A 22,148-nucleotide genomic window follows, 5' to 3' on the forward strand; every position below is an offset into this window, starting at 1 on the left:
AAAATGGGCCAACCTCCAGCTTGCTAATAGGTGGAGCGGAAGGACAAACTGAGTTGCGTTGTCTGCTTATCAAAACGGGGTACATTTGAGAAAACGCGATCCCGGCGCAATTCCAACACTGGGGCAAAGCCATAGACGCCAAGCCCGGGTAGGGTGGCCGTTGCGCTCAAGCCAAGGGCATTGTCATCGCGTGGATCAGGGCCAAATAACGCGTTGTCGAAAGTTGAATTCCGTAAGTCCACACCCAGACTGATGTGGGCTGTCATGACTGGTTTGGAAAAAGAATATTGCGCGCTTAATCGGACCGAGTCATGTGCCACCGCCGAACTGTCGCTGTTTGTGTCGGCATAGGATAAATGTAAATTCAGACGATCCGCACTGGCGCGCGTATGGAACCAGTCCACCGACGCCCGATAGGTGTTTGAGGACCGAATTGGGCGGTCGCGACGGTCCAAGTCTTCGATCTCGAACCCTAAGCGCACCGTATTTCGCTCATTCACAGGCACGGTATACCCGCCGCGGGCGCGTAACCCATCTTGGGATCTGCCGCCCCCGTGCCAGTCAAAGAACGCACCGAAGCTTAGGTCATAAACCCCTTTGGTCTTGCTATCGGGATTGCGGAATTTGTGTGCCCATTCCACCGTTACACGGTCGAAAGAAAAATCGCGATTTTCAATGTCGGGGTCGATTTCATTTGCTTCGCTGTCAAGATCCACGCGCCGCCCGTCATACGAAAAGCGTAATTCACTTTGTCGTTTAACTGTGGCCGGAAAACGGTATCTAGCCGTCGCCCCAAAGACGTATTCAATGCCTGAAATGGGTTGTGCTGTGGGATCGCGAAAGACGTTGCCGCCGATGACGATCTCATCGGACGTAGGTGCGTCATTGGCATTGTTTGTTGGCGTGACCGAGCCGCGGAAGGAAAAAGCCCACGGATTGCGCGAACGTACATATCCATAGTCGCGTCGGACCAAGGCTTTGGCGACCTCATTGGGTGCAGTTTGGCCCGCGCGGCGCAGCCAAAACTGCGCGCGGGTGTGTTGACCGTCACTGGCCAATGCTTCTGCCATGACCCGGGCGGTCAGATGTTTATGTGTTTTCGTCTGAGATAAGGCAAACCCTTGGCGCGCATCCTTAATCGCCTGTTTTGTGTCCCCCAAAGTACGATGGGTCCGAGACAAAGCGATATAGATTTCGGGGTCGTCTGCGCGGTGTTTGGCCAATTCCGCCAGAATGGCAAGCGCAGCCTTGGACTGGCCTTGGTTGGCCAAGCCTACGGCCAACTTCTTTGCCGTTGCGATATCTATTTCTGTGCCACTAGGAAGGGCCGGCAGGGCGCTCAGCAGCGCGATACTTGCTGCCAACCACCAGCGAGAGGATCGCATACTAGCCGCCGTTGACCACAATAAAGGTTCCCGTTTCACGCACAGTGTCATCGGGTTCGCCATCCGTTGTTGATCCTTCGATCACAATGATACCGGCAATCTCTTCGCCGTTAGGGCCCGCAAAAATACCCTGCCATTCGCCGGTACCAAGCGCCTGGCCGTCTTCAATTGTTGTCGCTTGGGCAGCCTCGATCGTAGCATTTTCGAAATCAATCCCAGTCGTTGTTAGGGAGATGAAGTCATTCAGATCGCCTAGTGACGCTCCGTTGGCATCAAATAGTTCGCGGTTAACGACGACGCCGGTCACAGCGCCATCATTGTCGAAGTCCAGAATATCAGCTGTCAGAATGGTTTCGCCCGTGACAAAGGTCACGTCATTTGACCCGCCGTTGATGGTGCCGATACGGACTGCGGCGTAATCACCAGTAAACGTATAGCTCGCGGGACGTGCGTTAGGCACGCCGGCGCTACCCGTCCGTTCGGCAATCAGACCACCTGTGCCGGGGGTTACGAAATCTCCGGTGCCAACAGCCGCCACTTGGGCCAATTCACTGCGACGAAAGACAGCGAAATAATTCAGTTCGCCTTCCGTCCCCAAAACCGGGCTCTCATAACGCTCAAACCCATTGGGCAATGTGCCGGTGCGGGTATAGGCCCCACCAGTGGAATCGACATTGTCAAAAGGTATGTTGTTGATAACTAACGTGTCGTCTGTTGGATCTGCAGGCGTCCCGTTGTCGGAAAAAACCAACCCGTTGCCTGTTAATTCTTCGTTCGACTCTGATGCGTCAATGACGTTTGTGGGTGACACAGCATCGTCTGTGCCGTCATCACCATCATCAAAGGGGTTGCCACCACTACATGCCGCAACGCCAAGTGCGAGCACGCAAACTGCTGCTGTTCTTTTCATGCCTGTAAAACCTTTTGCGGTTTATTTTATCTGCCTCATTGAGGGACAGACTCTGCCTCAATCCCCCAAAAGTCAACGAATTCCTAAGGATTCCGACACGTTGCGCGGTTGCACCGTTGCTAAAAAACGACCCCCATATGGTGGTTCACGTATCGCTTTCCACAAGATAAAGTGAACGCCTGATAGATTCTGTGGATAAAGGACGCCCCCATGCCGCTCGAGCCCGAACAGCTTGCCGAAATCGAAGACCTGCGCAGCCATCCACAGCCCACTTTGCGCGCCACGGTGCCGGGAATGGAGGCACATTTGTACCACGCGCGCCCCGTGCTCGATCACGGCTTTGTCCGGGTTATTGACTACATGGGTGACGATTCAGCGATCTGTCAGGCCGCGCGCGTGTCTTATGGCAAAGGCACCAAGTCGGTGCAAAACGACGAAGGTCTGATCCGCTATCTCATGCGCCACTGGCATTCGACCCCGTTCGAGATGTGCGAAATCAAACTACACGTTAAATTGCCCGTCTTTGTGGCGCGCCAATGGATCAGGCACCGCACCGCCAACGTAAACGAATATTCCGCGCGCTATTCGATATTGGATCGCGAATTCTACATCCCGCAACCCGACGCGCTGAACGCTCAATCTGTGGTCAACAATCAGGGCCGGGGTGCCGTGCTGGAAGGGGCCGAGGCCGAACGTGTTCTTGAAATCCTAAAGGCGGACAGCAACCGCGCTTATGACAATTACGAATCCATGATCTCGGACGAGGGGCAGCAGGGGCTGGCCCGCGAACTGGCCCGCATGAACTTGCCCGCCAACATCTATACGCAGTGGTATTGGAAAGTGGATTTGCACAACCTGTTCCATTTCCTGCGCCTGCGTGCCGACGCCCACGCCCAGTACGAAATCCGCGTCTATGCCGATGCGATCTGCGAGATGGTCAAAGACTGGGTGCCCGCCGCCTATGCCGCGTTCGAAGATTACCGTTTGGGTGGCGCGACAATGTCAGGCAAGGCGCTCGATTGCGTGCGCCGGATGGTGAAGGGCGAAGAGGTAACGCAAGAGACGTCTGGGATGAGTAAAGGGGAATGGCGGGAGTTTATGGGGGTTATTGGGTGAGTGGCTTACCGTCTCAGGCTTTTGACGTCGCTTATCAACAATTACGTGGGCAGAAAGAAGATTTGCGTACGATAAGGAATCAAGCGATTTTTTCAGCAACTATAACTGGCCTTGTAGCAACAATCTTTTCGTCAATTCTTGTGTCAGCCGCTCCCGATACTCTTTTCCATGACGCCATTTTATTTGGCATGAGTTTAGAGGCGTTAATTGTTTATTCTTTAGTCTTTGCATCTCTGGGGCTTGCTATAAAGACAATTATTGGGTGGGAAGAAGTGCGATTTGAATTGAATCCCGGTTATTGGCTGCATGCGTACGATTTTCGCAAAGCGGAGAATGATTTGGAGCAGAAAGTTCAAGCTGAAATGGCTGATGAAGCTATCAAAAACCTTATTGCCAATGAAGCAGTGATTGACACGGCTAAATCTAATTTGTTTTATAGCCTCATATTGGCATTTCTGCAGGTGCCTGCGTGGCTATATTTCTTATATTAGGAGAGAATTTTGATGGCTGAAAAAGACGAGGCACCCGCAGCTCCTCCAAAGTCGATTCCTACTCGAAGATCCGGGGCCAATGACGATGGTCCTAAGCCGAGACTTTAAATAAATTTGTGAGACTAAAGCGGGTTTGTAAGGTGTAAGATAGGGGATTTGGTGAAACCCAGCACGGAATCAAGGCCGCAGGCCGCCGTGCCAGCGCCGATCCGCCCCCCGGGGCGGCGCTATTTCAACGTGATCACTATCGTCTAATCCACACACCAAAGCCGCCACCATAAATCGCAATCCAGATAGTTAGAATGCGCCACCCCGCGGCTCGGCGCTGGTACGGCTCTGTATCAGCGCCTCAGGGCTCCGCCCGTTGGCACCTCAATTGATCCCCCGGATCAATTGCCGGGCTTCGCCCGGTCCGGTGCCAACCCCACCCGGGGCGGCGCTTCTTCAACGTCACCACTATCGCCCAAACCACACGCCAAAGCCGCCACCATAAATCGCAATACGGATAGTTAGAATGCGCCGCCCCGCGGCTCGGCGCTGGTACGGCTCTGTATCAGCGCCTCAGGGCTCCGCCCGTTGGCACCTCAATTGATCCCCCGGATCAATTGCCAGGCTGCGCCCGGACCGGTGCCAACCCCACCCGGGGCGGCGCTTCTTCAACGTCGCCACTATCGCCCAAACCACACGCCAAAGCCGCCACCAGAAATCACAATACAGATAGTTAGAATGCGCCACCCCGCGGCTCGGCGCTGGAACGGCTCCACATCAGCGCCCGGGGCTCCGCCCGTGATTGCCTCAAACGATCCCCCGGATCGTTTGTCGCTGTGCGAACCGGCACTCACCCCCACGGCTCGGCGCTGTCCCGGCTTGCGCGTTACGCTTGGCCCGGGGCTCCGCCCGTGACCCACTCAAACCATCGTCCGGATGGTTTGCCGCTGCGCGGACCGTGGATCACCCCCACGCGCATCGGTGTTGTTACGGGTTGTGATAGACGTCCGAGGCTCGTTTGCGACCCACCGGGTGCCCCGCAACCTTCCTAAAGAGGTCGCTGAATCAAAACTCCGACACCTGCGCCTTTGCGCGCGTGCGCAAGGATGCAACAAGTTCTGAGTTCTCTTTTTCCCAAATTTTCCAGCGCGCGTATCCTTCGATCTGTGCGGCGGGACCATCAAGGTCATCGGCAAAGTGGGTTTTGATCTGGTGATAATGCCCCATGCAGTTCGCCCATTGCTGAGGCGAGGGGAACTGCGTCTCGGCGCTTACGTCACAGGTATAATACAAAGCCAAAAGGCGAATCAGGTCTGTCATGCGTATCCTCCGTCGTGGATGAAGGGTGTGTTTCCAGATTAGACACAAATGAAACAGATCGAAGTAAATCTTGCGTTAACAGGCGCTAATACGCAAAATTTCTGGACTTAAAGGCCTCTGAACGGCAGTGTGCGCGCATATATGTCGTGGTTAATTAGAAAAACGAGGGAAGATATGCGTTTCACACAGGTCATCGTCGCCGCTGCCACCGTCACTTTGATAAGTGCCGTCCCGTCATTGGCGCAACAGAAAGTCTATCCGTTCAAGAGCAGTCACAACTATTGCCCAACCGGCTTGCAGCCCGTGACAATCAACGGCGAAGTCTGCTGTGGCGTGCCGACCGAAACCATGAGCTATCAGCATGTCATGTCGCATCCCGTCGCGGTCAAGAAACGGCACGTCCGCAGAGTCCGTCACGTGCGTCGCGCGGATTGCCCAATCGGCACCAAAGGGTGCACATTCGATTAATTCAAACGATGCGCAGCGCAGGGCAAAATGTCCTGCGCCGCTGTGTCAGTTGACTTAAATCAGCTTTAGATCGCCGGCCATTTGCCGCCCATCGCGCCCTTCCAGCATTTCGAAGTCGACCTTTTGGTCGTCCGCCAGCCCGGTCAAACCTGACCTCTCGACCGCCGAAATGTGAACAAATACATCTTTTCCGCCGTCATCTGGGGCGATAAATCCGTAACCTTTTGTGGTGTTGAACCACTTCACGGTGCCAGTTGGCATAATCCGTGCCTCCTTTTGCCTTGTACTATAACCCGCAGGTTGCGGGGCCTTTGAAAACGCATGCGCATGGGCGTGCCACTTGTGTGCGTATCATGTAAAATGATTGCGCAACTGTGGAAAAAATCAAGGTGGTTGCGGGCAAAACCCCTAAATGCTGCATAAATCTACGAAAAAGTGAGTGATGGTTATGGAAATATACGGATTGAAAACCTGCGATACTTGCAGGAAGGCGGTCAAAGCGCTGCCTGCGGCGCGTTTTGTTGATGTGCGTGCAGAGGGTGTTCCAAGCACTGTGATGGCGGCGGCCCGTACTCAATTTGGCGATGCGCTTGTGAACACCCGTTCGACCACATGGCGTGGGTTGTCCGAAGATGAGCGGGCGCAATCAGCTGTCGTTTTGCTGGCCGATCACCCGACGCTAATGAAGCGTCCGCTGATTGTTGCGGGCGATACGATGTACCTAGGATGGACGAAGGACGTACAAAGCGATCTTGGCGTTTCTTAACTGTGCGTTCTTGGGGCAAAAATCCGATCGATTGAAAACGGCCCTGCGCCCTTGATGGCAAGAACGAGCAGCAAAAAGATCCACAGCATGCGCGTGTCGACGAGTTCGGGCAGGTTGTTGAACAACGATCCCAGCGCAATGCTGTGCCCAACAACATCCGTGAAGGTCTGTACCAAAACAAAGCCGATCATGCCGATGGCCGATAGGCGTGTGAACAGACCTAAGATTAGGAAAACAGGCAAAAGAAATTCGGCCCACGTGCCGATGACTGCAAGGACCCAGTAGATCGATGGCATTGCTGTTTCATCATATCCAGCCGTTTCAAAGGCTTTTGGGAACATCTGTACAAAGGCGCTGGAGGCGTCAGGTGTAAGCGCCAAAGGCACTTTGATCGACAAAAGTGGGATTTCGAAGCTCGAGATTTTGGTGCCGATCGAATTGTTGAAGTAAAAGAAAAACACGGCCAAAAAGACGATCCGTGCGACGGTGGGCAGCAACCAGTCGTCCCTGTCAAAGGGCGCAAAAAGGGCGGCTTGCAAACGGGTCAAGGCAGTCATTTTTGTTCCTTTGGCGTATTCAAGTTCGCGACACTGTTCGTCTGGATCAATAGGGTTAACATTCTACCAAAATCGAAATCCGGATTGTGGGTGCAGGCCTCTTCTTGTGCCGCAACAAGAGGTTTACCGGTCATCACAGCGGCAATCCACGCAGCCTGATCCAAAGAAAGGGCATGCGGTTTTGGGTCAAATTCCGCGCGCGTGATCAGTACAGATTGGGCGGCGGCGCGGGGTTTGTCTGCACCAACCTGCGTGTTGAAACGCCAAATATCAAAGAGCGGCCAATCTGAGGGCACCAGTTCAATCGAAACAGCTAGGTTGAGCGTCGAATTCATCAACACTTCTGGCGCGATTACGGCGAGTTTTGTCGCGTCAAAGGGCGCTGTGTCGGCGGCGTGGTAAGATCGCCGCATAGCCAGTTCCAAACGCGCGACATCCGGTAAATAAGCAATATGGCTAAGTGGGGAAAACTGCGTCAAAAAAACCGGCAATTCAGCGCCATAGTGCATCATTAAGGGGGACGTTGGCGGATGCGCGCGGACAAAAAGGCGTACCAATTGGTCAAAATTTTGCGCGCCCAACAGCTTGTGAAGGATAGGAAAAGCCGCCTGCATTGCTTGGATCAAAGCAACTGTGACGTTGTTGCGGTACACATCAAATCGTTTTTGTGCCGGACGCCCCGCCCCATCTTGCAGTCCGGCGGGGGCGGGCGCTTTGGGGTCAAGCAGGGCGGCACGAAATGCACGTTGTCGGGCAGGTATCGTCGTTTTAATTCGCAACCAAAACATCCAGTGCTTGGGCCGCACGGGTGGCTTCGCTTCGCAATGTGGGCCAGTCGGGGACGTTGTTGTCCCATTCCACAAGAATTGGCGCCGGGCCGATCTTGGCCAAAGCGTGATCAAGTAAGTCCCAAACGGGAGGGGCGGTAATTGTACCGTGGCTGTCTATCAACAACGGCGCACCGTATTCGTCACTGTCTTCGGCATGCCCGCCGACATGGATTTCCCCGACGGCCGAAAGGGGGTAGGCATCCAAATAACCTTTGGGGGTGTAATCCAAATTGGTGGCTGAAATGAACACATTGTTCACGTCTAGCAAAAGACCACAGCCCGTGCGGCGCACCAATTCAGTCAGAAAATCTGTTTCCGACCACGTGCTGGTATCAAAGGCGAGGTAGCTTGAGGGGTTTTCCAGCAGCATTTGTCGCCCCAGCACGTCTTGCACTTGATCGATATGATCCGCCACGTAAGTGAGCGTTTCATCCGTATAGGGCAGGGGCAGTAGATCATCCATGAATTCGGCGCCATGTGTTGACCATGCTAAATGCTCAGAGAAACTGGATGGTTGCAACCAGTCGATCAGCGTCTTTAAGCCCGCCAAGTGATCGGCGTCCAATGTGCCTTGTCCGCCAATAGACAGGCCAACGCCGTGCACCGAAATCGCAAATTCATCGCGCAAAACGCGCATTTGTGCGTGTGGGCGACCGCCATCGCCCATGTAGTTTTCAGCGTGGATTTCCAGCCATTTGACTGGGCCAGGATCGGCGCGTAAGTCGTTGAAATGCTGCGGCTTGTAACCGACACCGGGTGCTGTGGGCAGGGGGCGGTTCGGCAAAGTCGCATCCAGCATGTTATGGTCTTTCTGGTGGTTGACTGGCGCGTGCTCGGCGACGAATACCAAACGAGTCTAAGTGAACTTACACAGGCAGGTCGCGGTCCAATTCAAGAAGTGATCCCGTTCTTTGTGTACCATCCGCCATGGCGGGCAGTTCGATTTCGGCGCAGGTGCCTGCGTTGACCAATGTCCAAGCGTTGCCCTGATAATCTGTGACCGAGGTTCCTGCGCAAGTGGTGCCGGGACCGGCGGCACAATCGTTTTCCCCGGCCAGCGACACGCCATAGCACTTTTCCTTACCAGCGGCTTGGGCTTGGGTTGTGGATTGTGCTGCCAACGCAGCAGCGACAGCGCCGGCGATTGCAGCAGTTTTCATAGCGTTTGACATCTTGTGGCTCCCTTTTGGGGTCGGTTGTGAAACTTTATGCCCTAAACGTAAGGGAGCGCGCACATTTAGCGCCACTCACAGAGGCGTGGGTCACACAGCCGTGACGAGACGTCAGAAAGTAGGCCGATTTCGTTAACAAATCGGCCTACAAACTGCGTTTTACGCGTCGCGAAGGTCGGGCGGCGTCGCGTTTGTTGCAAGATCGCGCACCACATCATCCAAGGCTTGAACGCTGGTTTGCTTTTCACCAAGGCGTCTGACCGACAGCGTCCGGTCTTCGACCTCACGCGCGCCAACTGCTAGAATGACAGGCACTTTGCCCACCGAATGTTCGCGGACTTTATAGTTGATCTTTTCGTTGCGCAGATCAGCCTCGGCGCGAATGCCTTTGGCGCGCAGCTGTTCGACCACATCATGCACATAGTCGTTCGCATCCGAGATGATCGAAGCCACAACCACCTGACGCGGGGCCAGCCAGAAGGGCAGCTTGCCTGCGTGTTCTTCGATCAGAATGCCGATGAATCGCTCAAAGCTGCCCAAGGTGGCGCGGTGCAACATATAGGGGCGGTGTTTGCCGCCATCTGCCCCAACATAGGACGCATCCAAGCGGTCGGGCAGGTTGGGATCAACCTGCAAGGTGCCGCACTGCCATTCGCGCCCAATTGCGTCTGTCAGTGTGAATTCCAACTTGGGGCCGTAAAACGCGCCTTCGCCGGGCAACAATTCATACTCATAACCCGCCGCATTACAGGCATCGCCCAGTGCTTTTTCGACACGGTCCCAGCTTTCTTCGGACCCGATCCGCTTTTCGGGGCGGGTGGACAGCTTGATCGTCCAATCATTGAACCCAAGATCGGCATAGACCGAGGCAAGGAAGTTGATGAACTTGGCGGTTTCATCGACAATTTGATCTTCTGTACAGAAGATATGCCCGTCATCTTGGGTAAAACCACGCACCCGCATGATGCCGTGCAACGCGCCCGATGGTTCATACCGGTTGCACGACCCGAATTCGGCCATGCGCAGGGGCAGGTCGCGATAAGACTTCATGCCGGTGTTAAAAATTTGCACGTGGCAGGGGCAGTTCATGGGCTTAAGCGCGTTGACAGTTTTTTCGCGCGCATGTTCCTCGTCCACTTCGACGATAAACATGTGGTCTTGATAGTTCTGCCAGTGGCCGGAATCTTCCCACAGTTTGCGGTTGACGACTTGGGGTGTGTTCACCTCGACATAGCCGTCCGCATGCTGTTTGCGGCGCATATAGTCTTGCAGTTGGGTGTAGATGCTCCAGCCGTTGGGATGCCAGAAAATCTGGCCGGGGGCTTCTTCTTGCATGTGGAACAGGTCCATTTCGCGGCCCAACTTGCGGTGGTCGCGTTTGGCAGCTTCCTCAAGCATGTTCAGATGCGCGCGTAGTTTTTCCTTGCCAGTAAAGGCCACGCCATAAATGCGTTGTAACATTGCGCGGTCGCTGTCGCCGCGCCAATAGGCACCGGCGATGGACATCAGCTTGAAACTGTCGCCCGGTACTTGGCCGGTGTGTTGCAAGTGGGGGCCACGGCACAGGTCTTGCCAGTCGCCATGCCAATACATGCGCAGCGGCTCGTCTCCGGGGATGCCTTCGATCAGCTCGACTTTATAAGGCTCATTGCGATCCTCATAGTACTTGATCGCGACATCACGTGCCCACACTTCGGTGCGCACGGGCTCACGCTTGTTGATGATCTCGCGCATTTTCTTTTCGATGGCACCAAGATCTTCGGGGGTGAAGGATTCGGCACGTTCAAAGTCGTAATACCAACCGTCCTTGATCACAGGGCCGATGGTGACCTTTGTGTCGGGCCAGATTTCTTGCACCGCGCGCGCCATGATGTGGGCTAGATCGTGACGGACCAGTTCGTTGGCTTGATCTTCGTCGGCCATGGTGTGAATGGCGATCTTGGCGTCGGCGTTGATCGGCCATTGCAGGTCCCAATGTTCGCCGTCCACAGTGGCGCTGATCGCCTTTTTGAACAGCGACTTCGAAATGCTCTCGGCCACGCCAGCAGGGGTGATACCCGCATCATATTCGCGTGCATTGCCATCAGGGAAAGTTAAAGAAATAGGGGCCATATCGGCTCTCCTCGTCAGTTTGGCGCCCACGGAACGCCCGGTTGCGGGTTATATGTGTGTCAGGGCATGTGGCAGTGCATGAGCGCGTCGTCAAGGACCCCAAGATCAGCAATGCCGTGCTGTTGTCATTTTTGTCCACATCTTGCTGTTTACCAACGGGCAGGAAAAGCGACTCTTGACGGGCGGTTTGCGACGTTTTGGGGTGGACCTTGGGGGCGAAATGCCTATTTTACGACTCAAGTTCACTATCGGAAACTTTTGATCCTACGAGGAACGCGCAGTGCCTAAGTACAATACAAATTTTGAACTGAACATCCAAGAGCTTGATTTGATCGAAGCTGCGTTGCGCCGGTCCAAATTGGCACAAACGCAAGACGATCTCAAACCCAGCGACGCAGATGATGAGGCGCGCCAAATTCACAATCTGCTTGGCAAGCTGCACAATCAAAAGACGTTCTACCGCCCCAGCAAAGGCACCTACGTCGGCGGCTGATCCGGCCCCTCCAGTTTCATTGCAAACCGCGGGGCGTTACGGGTGCGGCGTATAAATCCGCGCGACTCGTAAAACGATGCGGCCCTATGGTTGCCCCGGGCGGTGCCGACGGTCAGAAAACTGCACCCAAGCGCGTTTGCCTGAGCGCGGCAGGCCTCGATCAGCTTTGATCCCACACCTTGGCCGCGCGCACTGGCCTGGATGAACAGGTGGTGCAAATCCATACCCCGCCGTCCGAATTGCAACTGCCCAAGCGGGAAGAGCGCAGCATACCCCAATAGGTCAGTTTGCACGGCTTCGGCTACAATCACGGTACACCACGGCTGCGCACCCAACATGTCGCGCTGTAAGTCATGCAAGTTTAACTGTGGCTCATCGTCATTAAAGCGCGCCAAATCAGAAATCATTTCAATCAGCTGAGGCAGATCATCAGCTGTGACAAAGCGGGTGTGAACGGTCATTTTCTGTCTCCTTACGCGAACCAGAGAGACAAAGAATGACCCGCTGGAGCGCGGGCATTTGGGGGTGTCAGGGGGTAGACATCACAACGGCGCGCAGGAATATGCGGGCCAAATAATACGACGTGATGTGCGATTTTATCATGGAAGTAACGGTGGAGCAGGCCGGCGAATAGGTCAAGGCTTTGCACGATTCTTTAGCCACTAGGATGGACAGTGCGTTCGACGCGGCACATGATCGCGCGGACAAAAACCGGGAAAGGGGACACCGTGGCCGCGCACGCATATCTTGAGACACCGCAGGGGCGCCGCCTTGCTTATCACCACACGAAAGGTGCCGGGCCGACGGTCGTGTTTTTGGGTGGGTTAAAGTCGGACATGCAAGGCACCAAGGCCATCCACCTTGAGGCATGGTGCGCCGCACAAGGCCGTGCGTTTCTGCGGTTCGACTATTCTGGCCACGGTGACAGTTCTGGCACCTTCGAGGAAGGTTGCATCGGGGATTGGGCCGAAGACACGGCGGCGGCGCTTGGGTCTTTGACCACTGGCAAGCTGATCGTCGTGGGCAGCTCGATGGGGGGCTGGCAGGCGTTGCTTTTTGCGCGGGCCTTTGCAGATCGCGTCGCGGGCCTTGTTACCATTGCCGCGGCACCCGATTTTACCGAAGACGGTTATGCGGCGTCGTTCAGCGATGCGCAGTGGGTCACGTTGGAACGAGACGGGCAGGTTGAAATGCCTTCGGATTATATGGAGCCGTACATCATTACCAAACGGCTGATCGAAGATGGGCGGCGCAATTTGGTGTTACGCGATCCTTTGGCATTGCCCTTCCGCGTGCGTTGCTTGCAAGGCACAGCGGATAGCGCCGTTAGCACCGAAACCGCCGTGCGATTGCTGAACCATGCAGGCAGTCCTGACATGCGCCTGTTGCTTGTTAAGGACGCAGATCACCGGTTTTCTGATGGGCCTTGCCTTGGGTTGATTGAACAGGCCGTCAACGAAGTTCTAGACGCAAGCGTGTGAAAAGGCTTGGTAAAGGGATATTATATCTGTTCGTTGGCTTTGCTGTCGCCATCGGCGCGTTGTGGATGTTTGGTCCATATGAGGATGCAACACTTACCCCGCACAACATTACTGTTACGGCTGATCTGGACGCCTATTTTGCGACAGTCGAAGCTGCGTATGACGACATCACGCCGGGCGTGGAAAAGCGCGTCATCTGGGCGGATGAGCCGGGTGCACAAACCGATTGGGCGATCCTTTATGTGCACGGCTTTTCTGCAACCTCGCAAGAAATCCGACCCGTGCCCGACTTGTTGGCTGACGCGCTGGGCGCAAATCTGATCTACACGCGTCTGCAAGGGCATGGGCGCAACGGCGACGCACTTGCAACAGGTACAGTGCAAGGCTGGGCTACTGATCTGGACGAAGGCCTGCAAGCCGCACGCATCGCCGGGCGCAAGGTGTTGATCTTGGCGACGTCAACGGGTGCCACGCTGGTGGCCGCCAAAGCGCAAGACACTGATATGATGCGGGACGTCGCTGGGTTGATCTTTGTCTCGCCCAACTTTGGGGTCAACACGCCTGTGGCACGGCTGCTCAGTTGGCCTGCTGCGCGCTATTGGTTGCCCTCACTAGCCGGGGCACAACGCAGTTTCGAACCTGCCAATGCGGATCACGCGACCTATTGGACAACCTCTTATCCCAGCGTTGCAATGCTGCCGATGGCGGCACTTATCGACGCGGCTGTGGCGCAGGATGCCAGTGCACAAACCCTGCCTGCGCTGTTTTGGTTTTCCAACGAAGACAACGTCGTACGCCCCGATATTGCTACAGATATTGCCAACCGTTGGGGCGGGCCAAGCAAGGTTGTGAACCCGGTCATGGGGTCAATGGATGACCCCAGTTCGCACGTAATCGCAGGCGACATCCTGTCACCCGGTCAAACTAAAACCGCCTTTGAGGGTATGCTGGCATGGGCGCACGAATTAAGGGGGCAATGATGGAACAACGGATATCTTTGATCACGCTAGGCACGCGCGATATGGCGGCCCAAGGCGCGTTCTATGAAAGCCTTGGTTGGGCGCGGGTGGACAGCCCGGACGGGGTTATTGCCTTTGACCTGATTGGACAAACGTTGGGGCTTTACCCGCTAGAGGCCTTGGCCAAAGACATTGGCGTTGCGGTGTCTGATCTTGGGCATGGAGCATCAACTTTGGGCTACAACGTGCGGGAAAAGCACGAAGTTGGCGCACTTCTTGATCGTGCCGCTGCATCTGGTGGGCGGATTTTAAAACCGGCCGAGGATGTGTTTTGGGGCGGACACAGCGGATACTTCGCTGATCCCGAAGGGCACATCTGGGAAGTGTCTTGGAACCCGTTTTCGCCATTGGGTTCGGACGGCACATTCCAATGGAACGGCGCGGAATAATGCGCAAACCCGCCAGCATGTGGAGCCTTGAGACATTGGGCCGCGTGCGTTTGTCGAAACATTTTTACATGCGCGATTTCCTGTATTCTGAAATCGGGAATTTTCATGAAATCAACAACATACCGGACGATCCTGATTTGGCTATCGCCCATGGTCGGCGCCTATGTACGGACTTGCTGGACCCGCTTGAGGAAACCTTTGGGCGGTTGGCCATCCGGTCGGGGTATCGGTCTCGGGCGTTGAACCAATACGGCAACGACAACAAACTGAACTGCGCACGTAACGACAATCCGATGGAATGCCATATCTGGGATTGGGGCACAGGGGATGCGGCCATCGCAGGCACGTCACTGGCGATCCCGTGGTTCACAGACCAATACGAACACGGGCGCGACTGGCGCGACCTAGCCTGGTGGATACACGACCATTTACCCTATTCTGCGATGTGGTTTTTCCCCAAACTGTGCGCATTCAATCTGGATTGGCGTCCCATTCCGCGCCGCACGATCAGCAGCTATATCGCGCCAAAAGGGCTATTGCTGCGCGCAGGGGACGACCCGGCCGAGGACCTTGAAACGCGGCAACGCCGATACAGCGATTTTCCGCCGTTTCGCGGCATCAACTTGCCCTAAGACGTCTGATGCACGGCGAATTGTCCACACGATGTGGGTTAGGCGTTGACGTGGCCCTACAAGATGATGAATTTTGGCGGGTATGACCGTGTTAGGCAATGCATCAATAAAACGCTCACTATGTGCGGCAACGATGGCGCTGTTCGGCGCAGGCGGTGCTTTGGCTTGTGGTGGCATCTATACGGTGCAGTTGGATGACACTTTGTCCGAAATCGCGGACCGACTGTACAAGGATGTGAAAGTTCTGCCCATCCTGCACCGCGACAATCGCGCTGTGGTGGGGGATGATCCGGATGAATTACGCCCCGGGTCAAAATTGAACTTGCCGTGCATTGATGGGCGACCCATTGGGCTGGACGTGGCGATCGACGCGACAAATCCGTCCCCGGCGCAAGTTTCGGTTCCGCAAAGCACAGAACGCTCAGAAGACGTTGGGGTTATCAATCTGGTCACCGCCGGGGACTTTACGCCGTTTACGGACCGCACGCTGGCGCAGGGGGGGATGATCACAGAAATGGTCAGCCTCGCTATTGGGCAAGCAGGGCGAACCGAAAATTTTCGCATCAATTGGATCAACGACCGTACTGCACATCTGGATCCATTGATGCGCGAGGGGATGATGGATTTGGCCTTTCCGTCGTACCGTCCCGATTGTGCGACGTTGCGGGCTGATCCTTTGTGTCAGGAATTCTTGTTTTCCGACCCGATGTTTGAACTTTTGACGCTGTTGTTTGTGAACAAACGTCAACCCATCCCTTTTTCGCAAGATATTGATGTCGAGGGTAAAACACTGTGCCGCCCCGAGGGCTTTTCAATTGCCGACTTGGACCGGGCAGACCGGCGCTGGATCAGCGAAAAAAAGATTACCTTGGTTCAGCCTTTGGCGGTCCAAGACTGCTTTGCGATGTTGGCGGCGGGTGACGTCGACGGGGTTGCCATCAATGAATTCACCGGGCGTGCGGCGGTACGCGACCTTGACTTGACGGAACAGGTCGAGGCCCTAGAAGGGCGCCCTTTGGCGATCGAAACCTTGCATGCGCTGATTCACAAATCACACCCGCGCGCGACGGAATTGCTGGAACTGATCAACTCTGGCCTCGCAGACATTCGGAAAACGGGCGAATATCAACGGGTAATCGATCGGCATCTGCCGCAGTTTTGGTCTAGCCTGTGATGGGCGGTCTTTCTAAATATACCGGGGGGATAGCGACCATTTTTGCATTGGGATGGGCGGGTAACGCGCTGGCCTGTCAACCAACAGTCACGGTGCAAAGTGGCGACAATCTGTTTTCGATTGCCGAAGAACAGCTTGGCGACATGTCGCAATGGTCCGCCATTTTCTACGCAAACCCCGAAGTGCAAGGCGGCAGCCTGTTGGATATTGACCCAGGCACGGTGCTGCGTATTCCGTGTCCCGGCGCAGCTGATCACGCGCCTATCCCAACGCCACAACCTGTTGCTGAACCTGAACCTGAACCGAAACCAGAACCGCCAATCGTAGCCCGGCAACCTGCAGTGGCGGCCAAGGAATCGGATGTGGATGTGCGACTTTTGGCGCGTTCCAATTATCCGCCGTTTGCAGACCAGACATGGCCCGAACAAGGGATGTTAAGCGAGTTGGTGCAGGCAATTTTTTCCGAAACTCCTGACCCGGTGACACATGCAGTAAGTTGGGAGGACGACTGGTCGCGCCAACTTTTCCCAATGCTGGATGACAAAGAATTTGATTTGGGCTTTCCATGGTTTAAGCCGGATTGTGACTATGATCCCTCCAACCGCTTGTGCACGCATTTCCACTTTTCAGATCCCTTGATTGATGTGGTGATTTTGCTGTTTGCACGCTCTGATACGACGTTGCCATTCGAGGTAGACAGTGACCTACATGGCCGTAGGCTGTGCCGCCCTGCGGGTCATTTCACGCATGATCTGGACCGGCCGGATCGTTTGTGGCTAACGCGTGGGTTGATCACATTGGTGCAACCGCTAAAGCCCGAAGATTGCTTTAACATGCTTATGGCAGGCGAGGTCGATGCTGTAACCCTGAACGAATTTTTGGGGGTGCAAAAGATGTTTGAGCTGGGGCTTACAGAAATGGTGACTCCACTAGAGCGCCCTGTGTCGGTCGAGGGGCTGCATGCCGTAATTTCCAAGACGCATTGGCGCGGCACGACACATCTTTATCGCTTTAACGCGGGCTTGGCCAAGCTGCGCCAAAGCGCGCGTTACAACGAGATCGTCAGCCGTCACTTGGCGCAGTTTTGGGATTAAATCAAAAGCTAGGTTTTGCGGCCAAGTATGGGTTGCCGCGACGTGCGTGGCGGGCCATTGTAGCGCAAAATTAATGGCAGGCGGGACATGTTGAAAATGACGGGGCACTGGCATGGCTGAGCCACTTGTTTTCCTTCCGGGAATGATGTGCGATGCGCGCCTGTTTGGCCCGCAAATAGCAGAGCTGTCTTCGGAATTTTCCGTTATGTTGTCGCCAGTTACCCGTGGTGATCGCATAGAAGAGATCGCCAGCGGTTTGCTGGACGAGCTGCCGCAACGGTTTGCTTTGGCAGGGCTGTCGATGGGGGGCATCGTGGCGATGGAACTGCTGCGCCGCGCACCCGATCGCATCACACGTTTGGCGCTTTTGGATACCACACCTTTGGCCGATACACCGCAAGCTGCCGCCGCACGAGAACCACAGATTGTGAAGGTGCGCTCGGGTCGGATGCATGCGGTTATCCGCGATGAATTGATACCAAGTTATCTGGGGCCGGGTCCGTATCGTAACGAGATTTCTGAATTGGTTATGGACATGGCGGATGCCTTAGGGCCGGACATGTTTGTGCGCCAATCGCGCGCTCTGCAACGCCGTCGCGACCAGCAGGGAACCTTGCGCAAATGCCGTGTCCCGACCTTGGTCTTGTGCGGAGAACATGATGTGTTGTGCCCTGTAAAACGCCATACATTCATGGCCGAATTGATCCATGGGGCGGAATTACGGGTCTTGCCAACGGCGGGCCATTTACCCACGCTCGAAGCGCCGGCCGAAACGACACAAGCCCTGCGTGACTGGCTGCGCCAACCGCTGATTTTACGTTAAGGTATTCGCCGTCTCGCGGCGCAAACAAACCGCGAAAAAGCTAGGCCGCGGTGGCTGCTTTGCGTTCATCTTTGCTAAGAACATAGATGTCGGCCACAGGTTTTAGCGTCTCAGCATCGAAAAACGGTGTGTTCTTCCATTTTCCGCTTATACGGCGCGACACGGCGCGGGATGCAAAGCGATAGATGAATGTCCCAAGCCGGTCGTGGCCGATTTTCCCGTTTGGTTTACGCACAAATGCGCGGGCAATAACCGGGCCAAGGGCATCGGGGTCCGTCAATCTGTCCGTGCGGATCGAGGCAAAAGGGATTTTGGGCGAGCGCATGGTGAAAAACATGATCGCTCCGCAGCATTTCGCCTGCCAACGCAGCAACCCTTTTTCTGATAAAGAGAACACGGCCAATTGTTCGTGGCCAGCATCGAAGCGAACCTGGTCAGGCATGGCTTGAAACAATTGCACCCCATTTGGGGCCGGATCGGGTTGGCGTGCATAGATTTCAGAGGCGCGGCAGTCGGCGCAGAAACATTCTGCACGCGTGCCCTCGGTTGCGGACGCCCCCACAAGGGCGCCGCGCACAGTGCCGCACGTACAGGCAAATGTCAGCTCAGGCGCAGCCATCGCGTTTACGCCGCTGCGTTTTTGTTAGCGGTTTTCTTGCGCGCCGGTTTCTTATCTGCCGTTTTGGGCGAATTTGCGTCGATGAAATCCAGCACCAAGGGGCGGATGTTGTTACGCCAGCTTTTGCCTGCAAAAATACCGTAGTGGCCGGCCCCGTCTTCGACATGGCTGGCCTTTTTTTCGTCGGGCAGGCCTGTGCACAGATCAAGGGCCGCGATACATTGGCCGGGGGCAGAAATGTCGTCGTTTGAACCTTCGACAGTTTTGACGGCCACCGTGGTGATCTTGCCGATATCAACCTGTTTGCCCGCAACGGTAAATTCGTTCTTCGCGATTTCGCCGTTCTTAAAGATGCGGTCGACGGTCGACAGATAGAATTCTGCCGTCATGTCCATAACGGCAAGGTATTCGTCATAGAACTTGTTGTGCTTGTCGTGATCGCCCGCTTCGCCTTTGGCGACGGCACTGATCTGGTTTTGGAACGCTTTGGCGTGTGTTTCGCCGTTCATCGACACAAAAGACGCCAGTTGCAGCAGACCGGGATAAACTTTGCGCCCAACACCGGGGTGTTTAAAGCCGACGCGTTGGATCATGGTCTCTTCGAGCTGGCCCATGGTGACGCGGTGACCAAAGTCGGTGACATCCGTTGCGTTGGCATCGGGATCAATTGGGCCACCAATCAGGGTCAGCGAGCGGGGCTGGGCCTGTGGGTCTTCTTCGGCCAGATAGGCAGTTGCCGCCAGCGTCAACGGTGCGGGTTGGCACACGGCGATCACGTGGGTGTCAGGCCCCATATGGCGCATATAATCAACAAGATAGAGAGTGTAATCTTCGACGTCGAACTTACCTGCGCTGACGGGAATGTCGCGGGCATTGTGCCAATCGGTAATATAGACTTCGCAATCGGGCAGCAGCGACATCACGGTTGAACGCAGCAATGTGGCGTAGTGGCCCGACATGGGCGCAACGACCAGCACTTTACGTGGGCGTTCCGGGCGACCGACCACATCAAAGTGGATCAGGTCGCCAAACGCGCCAGGAATGACCATTTCGACATTAACCGGGTGGTCTTTGCCGTCTTCTGCGGTGATGGAAGGGATGCCCCAATCGGGTTTGACCACCATGCGCTGGAACGTGCGTTCGGTGACTTCGCCCCATGCGCGCATCCATTCCATGCTTGGATTGGGGATCATCGAGAACGCAGGATAGCCGCCGATTGCTTGGGCCGTAGCGCCCAGCCATTGGTTCGTGGTTCGCATGGTTTCCATGAAGTCGTAACTGGCCATGTAACGCATTGCACTCTCCTTCGTTCTCATTATGGGGCGGGCGTAAATAAAATACCCGTATGGGACGGTGTGTCGCTTTGCCCCCAGAAACATGCGACAATATTAAGGGGCTAAAGTCAGCCTAAACCTAAATGCTGCATGTGCAAAGTCTACGAGGAACACGTTAATATGACAACCGCAGACACTACGGGTGGTGCTCCTACCGGCGAAAACCTCGATAAATTGACTGCAAACTTGCGTAAAGTCGAGGAACTGAGCCAACGTCTTACGAAAGTCATGACGCACCGCAGCATGCATAACGAAGCCTTGGATGGTCCGAATCAGGAATTGTTTCAAAAAGCTGCAAGTGCCTATTGGACCGAAGCCTTGCGTGATCCGGCCAAAGTGTTGGAACATCAGCTGCAATTCTGGTCCAAATCGGTCACCCACTTTGTCGAAGCCCAGCAAGCCTTGGCCAGCGGCAAGCTGACGGCACCCCCAGATCCCGGCCCGTCGGATCGTCGCTTTGCCAATCCGTTGTGGGACACGCATCCTTATTTCAACTTTGTCAAACAGCAATACTTGATCAATGCCGCCGCCGTGGAGCAGGCCATTGATGACGTCACGGAAATGGATGACCCTGAAAAGCGCCGCCTTGCATATTTCAGCCGTCAAATCCTTGATATGATGTCGCCGACGAACTTTTTGGCCACCAACCCGGATGCCTTGGAAAAAGCGGTGGCGACGGAAGGGGACAGCCTTGTTCAAGGGCTTGAGAACCTAATTTCCGATCTTGAGGCAAACAACGGCGAATTGATCGTTAAACTGGCTGATGACAGTGCCTTTGAGTTGGGGCGCAATATTGCTACTGCCCCCGGCAAGGTCGTGTTTCGCAACCGCATGATGGAACTGATCCAGTACACGCCCACCACCAAAACGGTACACAAAACTCCGCTGGTGCTTTTCCCGCCGTGGATCAACAAATACTACATCCTTGATCTAAAAGAACAGAACAGCATGGTGCGTTGGCTGGTGGATCAAGGGCACACGTTGTTTGTCGTGTCGTGGGTCAACCCGGACGCGGCGTATGCGGGTGTGGGTCTTGAGGACTATGTGCAAGATGGATATCTGGCCGCGATCGAAGCGGCCAAGGCCATTACGGACGAAAGTCAAGTCAACGCCATCGGGTACTGCATCGCAGGCACTACCCTGACTTTGACGTTAAGTTTGCTGAAACAACGTGGTGATACGTCGATCAAGTCCGCCACATTCTTTACCGCGCTCACAGATTTTGGCGATCAGGGGGAATTCCAGCCGTTCTTAACGGACGATTTCATTGATGGGATCGAAGCCGAATGCGCAGATAAGGGCATTCTGCCATCTATCATCATGGCGCGTACGTTTACGTTCTTGCGCAGCAATGATCTGGTCTATGGCCCTGCGATCAAAAGCTACATGATGGGGGAAACACCGCCAGCTTTTGATTTGCTGTATTGGAATGGCGACGGGGCGAACCTGCCAGCCAAGATGGCGATGCAGTATCTACGAGGCTTGTGCCAGCGCAACGAACTGGCGACCACTGGCTTTGATCTCATGGGGCATCACTTGACGCTTGGGGATGTCGACGTACCTTTGTGCGCCATCGCCTGCGAAACGGATCACATCGCACCGTGGAAAGACAGCTATCGCGGCATTCAGGCAATGGGGTCCAAGGACAAGACCTTTATTATGACCCAGTCGGGCCACATCGCGGGCATCGTCAATCCACCATCTCGCAACAAATACGGACACTATACCAATACCGACCTCAATCTTGACCACAAGGCGTGGGCTGAAGGCGCGGAATTCCACGACGGGTCGTGGTGGCCGCGGTGGGGCAAGTGGTTGAAATCGCGGGCAGGGGCGCAAATGCCAGCGCGAGACCCCGGTGATTCCGCGCATCCCGTGCTGTGTGATGCGCCAGGAACGTATGTTGCGATCAAAGCCAAACCTTAAGGTTTTGAAAAATTACACGTACTTACAGGTAGTTAGGAATTTATTGCTG

The 22,148-nt window shown here is 55.1% G+C and carries 25 protein-coding genes; 13 read left to right on the top strand and 12 right to left on the bottom strand.

Annotated elements, in window-relative coordinates; all coding sequences use genetic code 11:
• Positions 1 to 23: 23 nt before the first annotated feature.
• Positions 24 to 1,385 carry a tetratricopeptide repeat protein gene (locus ABJF76_RS17425; protein WP_413820977.1) on the bottom strand — a complete coding sequence of 454 codons (1,362 nt, stop codon included), beginning with the start codon at positions 1,383 to 1,385 and terminating at the stop codon, positions 24 to 26.
• A 1-nt stretch (position 1,386) separates the two neighbouring features.
• The gene (locus ABJF76_RS17430) at positions 1,387 to 2,295 is read right to left on the bottom strand and encodes a hypothetical protein (RefSeq protein ID WP_413820978.1); all 909 of its coding nucleotides are present in this window, start codon (positions 2,293 to 2,295) and stop codon (positions 1,387 to 1,389) included.
• 210 nt (positions 2,296 to 2,505) lie between these two features.
• On the opposite strand from ABJF76_RS17430, the gene thyX reads away from it, so the two are divergent.
• Together thyX and ABJF76_RS17440 are read left to right on the top strand one after the other, a co-directional pair.
• A complete protein-coding gene (thyX, locus tag ABJF76_RS17435) occupies positions 2,506 to 3,411 on the top strand; it encodes an FAD-dependent thymidylate synthase (protein ID WP_413820979.1) in 906 nt (301 codons plus the stop codon).
• Positions 3,408 to 3,902 carry a hypothetical protein gene (locus tag ABJF76_RS17440; RefSeq protein ID WP_413820980.1) on the top strand — a complete coding sequence of 165 codons (495 nt, stop codon included), beginning with the start codon at positions 3,408 to 3,410 and terminating at the stop codon, positions 3,900 to 3,902. The genes thyX and ABJF76_RS17440 overlap by 4 nt, the downstream gene beginning before the upstream one ends.
• 1,053 nt (positions 3,903 to 4,955) lie before the next feature.
• Here the strand turns inward: ABJF76_RS17440 and ABJF76_RS17445 are convergent.
• Positions 4,956 to 5,210, bottom strand: a complete 255-nt coding sequence (locus tag ABJF76_RS17445) for a hypothetical protein (RefSeq protein WP_413820981.1) — start codon at positions 5,208 to 5,210, stop codon at positions 4,956 to 4,958.
• A gap of 174 nt (positions 5,211 to 5,384) precedes the next feature.
• Here ABJF76_RS17445 and ABJF76_RS17450 point away from each other — a divergent pair, with 174 nt between their 5' ends.
• Entirely contained in the window at positions 5,385 to 5,678 is a 294-nt protein-coding gene (locus tag ABJF76_RS17450; protein ID WP_413820982.1) for a hypothetical protein, read from the top strand.
• Positions 5,679 to 5,732: 54 nt separating this feature from the next.
• On the opposite strand, the gene ABJF76_RS17455 is transcribed toward ABJF76_RS17450, so the two are convergent.
• A complete protein-coding gene (locus tag ABJF76_RS17455) occupies positions 5,733 to 5,939 on the bottom strand; it encodes a cold-shock protein (protein WP_413820983.1) in 207 nt (68 codons plus the stop codon).
• A 187-nt stretch (positions 5,940 to 6,126) separates the two neighbouring features.
• Between ABJF76_RS17455 and ABJF76_RS17460 the strand changes: the two genes are divergently transcribed.
• Positions 6,127 to 6,444 carry an arsenate reductase family protein gene (locus tag ABJF76_RS17460; protein WP_413820984.1) on the top strand — a complete coding sequence of 106 codons (318 nt, stop codon included), beginning with the start codon at positions 6,127 to 6,129 and terminating at the stop codon, positions 6,442 to 6,444.
• Here ABJF76_RS17460 and ABJF76_RS17465 read toward each other — a convergent pair.
• The 5 genes from ABJF76_RS17465 to thrS form a co-directional block, all read right to left on the bottom strand.
• Positions 6,441 to 7,001, bottom strand: coding sequence for a DoxX family protein (locus ABJF76_RS17465; RefSeq protein WP_413820985.1), 561 nt, complete (start codon positions 6,999 to 7,001; stop codon positions 6,441 to 6,443). The two genes, ABJF76_RS17460 and ABJF76_RS17465, sit on opposite strands and share 4 nt — an antisense overlap.
• The gene (locus ABJF76_RS17470; protein ID WP_413820986.1) at positions 6,998 to 7,780 is read right to left on the bottom strand and encodes a putative DNA-binding domain-containing protein; all 783 of its coding nucleotides are present in this window, start codon (positions 7,778 to 7,780) and stop codon (positions 6,998 to 7,000) included. Before ABJF76_RS17470 ends, ABJF76_RS17465 begins: the two co-directional genes overlap by 4 nt.
• Complete coding sequence (locus ABJF76_RS17475; protein ID WP_413820987.1) at positions 7,770 to 8,630, bottom strand: DUF692 domain-containing protein; 861 nt, start codon at positions 8,628 to 8,630, stop codon at positions 7,770 to 7,772. The genes ABJF76_RS17470 and ABJF76_RS17475 overlap by 11 nt, the downstream gene beginning before the upstream one ends.
• 67 nt (positions 8,631 to 8,697) lie before the next feature.
• The gene (locus ABJF76_RS17480) at positions 8,698 to 9,003 is read right to left on the bottom strand and encodes a DUF2282 domain-containing protein (protein WP_413820988.1); all 306 of its coding nucleotides are present in this window, start codon (positions 9,001 to 9,003) and stop codon (positions 8,698 to 8,700) included.
• Positions 9,004 to 9,162: 159 nt separating this feature from the next.
• Entirely contained in the window at positions 9,163 to 11,115 is a 1,953-nt protein-coding gene (gene thrS, locus ABJF76_RS17485; protein WP_413820989.1) for a threonine--tRNA ligase, read from the bottom strand.
• 280 nt (positions 11,116 to 11,395) lie between these two features.
• Between thrS and ABJF76_RS17490 the strand changes: the two genes are divergently transcribed.
• A complete protein-coding gene (locus tag ABJF76_RS17490; protein WP_413820990.1) occupies positions 11,396 to 11,608 on the top strand; it encodes a hypothetical protein in 213 nt (70 codons plus the stop codon).
• Here ABJF76_RS17490 and ABJF76_RS17495 read toward each other — a convergent pair.
• Positions 11,593 to 12,069, bottom strand: coding sequence for a GNAT family N-acetyltransferase (locus ABJF76_RS17495; protein ID WP_413820991.1), 477 nt, complete (start codon positions 12,067 to 12,069; stop codon positions 11,593 to 11,595). The genes ABJF76_RS17490 and ABJF76_RS17495 overlap by 16 nt on opposite strands.
• A gap of 267 nt (positions 12,070 to 12,336) precedes the next feature.
• Here ABJF76_RS17495 and ABJF76_RS17500 point away from each other — a divergent pair, with 267 nt between their 5' ends.
• From ABJF76_RS17500 to ABJF76_RS17530, 7 genes are all read left to right on the top strand, one after another.
• Positions 12,337 to 13,089 (top strand): alpha/beta fold hydrolase, encoded by a 753-nt coding sequence (locus ABJF76_RS17500; protein ID WP_413820992.1) that lies wholly within the window; start codon positions 12,337 to 12,339, stop codon positions 13,087 to 13,089.
• Complete coding sequence (locus ABJF76_RS17505) at positions 13,086 to 14,069, top strand: alpha/beta hydrolase (protein WP_413820993.1); 984 nt, start codon at positions 13,086 to 13,088, stop codon at positions 14,067 to 14,069. Before ABJF76_RS17500 ends, ABJF76_RS17505 begins: the two co-directional genes overlap by 4 nt.
• Positions 14,069 to 14,497 (top strand): VOC family protein, encoded by a 429-nt coding sequence (locus tag ABJF76_RS17510; protein ID WP_413820994.1) that lies wholly within the window; start codon positions 14,069 to 14,071, stop codon positions 14,495 to 14,497. Before ABJF76_RS17505 ends, ABJF76_RS17510 begins: the two co-directional genes overlap by 1 nt.
• A gap of 17 nt (positions 14,498 to 14,514) precedes the next feature.
• A complete protein-coding gene (locus ABJF76_RS17515) occupies positions 14,515 to 15,129 on the top strand; it encodes a hypothetical protein (protein WP_413821053.1) in 615 nt (204 codons plus the stop codon).
• Positions 15,130 to 15,262: 133 nt separating this feature from the next.
• Positions 15,263 to 16,303 carry a peptidoglycan-binding protein LysM gene (locus tag ABJF76_RS17520; RefSeq protein ID WP_413820995.1) on the top strand — a complete coding sequence of 347 codons (1,041 nt, stop codon included), beginning with the start codon at positions 15,263 to 15,265 and terminating at the stop codon, positions 16,301 to 16,303.
• Positions 16,303 to 17,397: an ABC transporter substrate-binding protein gene (locus ABJF76_RS17525; protein WP_413820996.1), complete on the top strand. Its 1,095-nt coding sequence runs from the start codon at positions 16,303 to 16,305 to the stop codon at positions 17,395 to 17,397. The genes ABJF76_RS17520 and ABJF76_RS17525 overlap by 1 nt, the downstream gene beginning before the upstream one ends.
• A 112-nt stretch (positions 17,398 to 17,509) precedes the next feature.
• Positions 17,510 to 18,220: an alpha/beta fold hydrolase gene (locus tag ABJF76_RS17530; protein WP_413820997.1), complete on the top strand. Its 711-nt coding sequence runs from the start codon at positions 17,510 to 17,512 to the stop codon at positions 18,218 to 18,220.
• Between the two features lie 40 nt (positions 18,221 to 18,260).
• On the opposite strand, the gene ABJF76_RS17535 is transcribed toward ABJF76_RS17530, so the two are convergent.
• Both ABJF76_RS17535 and phaZ read right to left on the bottom strand, forming a co-directional pair.
• Positions 18,261 to 18,839, bottom strand: coding sequence for a DUF6151 family protein (locus ABJF76_RS17535; protein WP_413820998.1), 579 nt, complete (start codon positions 18,837 to 18,839; stop codon positions 18,261 to 18,263).
• Positions 18,840 to 18,844: 5 nt separating this feature from the next.
• On the bottom strand, positions 18,845 to 20,134 hold the full coding sequence (gene phaZ, locus ABJF76_RS17540) for a polyhydroxyalkanoate depolymerase (RefSeq protein ID WP_413820999.1): 1,290 nt from the start codon (positions 20,132 to 20,134) through the stop codon (positions 18,845 to 18,847).
• A gap of 159 nt (positions 20,135 to 20,293) precedes the next feature.
• Between phaZ and ABJF76_RS17545 the strand changes: the two genes are divergently transcribed.
• The gene (locus tag ABJF76_RS17545; RefSeq protein ID WP_413821000.1) at positions 20,294 to 22,099 is read left to right on the top strand and encodes a PHA/PHB synthase family protein; all 1,806 of its coding nucleotides are present in this window, start codon (positions 20,294 to 20,296) and stop codon (positions 22,097 to 22,099) included.
• Positions 22,100 to 22,148: the final 49 nt, after the last annotated feature.

Origin of the sequence: Tateyamaria sp. (assembly GCF_039940735.1) — a bacterium.
Lineage (GTDB): Bacteria > Pseudomonadota > Alphaproteobacteria > Rhodobacterales > Rhodobacteraceae > Tateyamaria.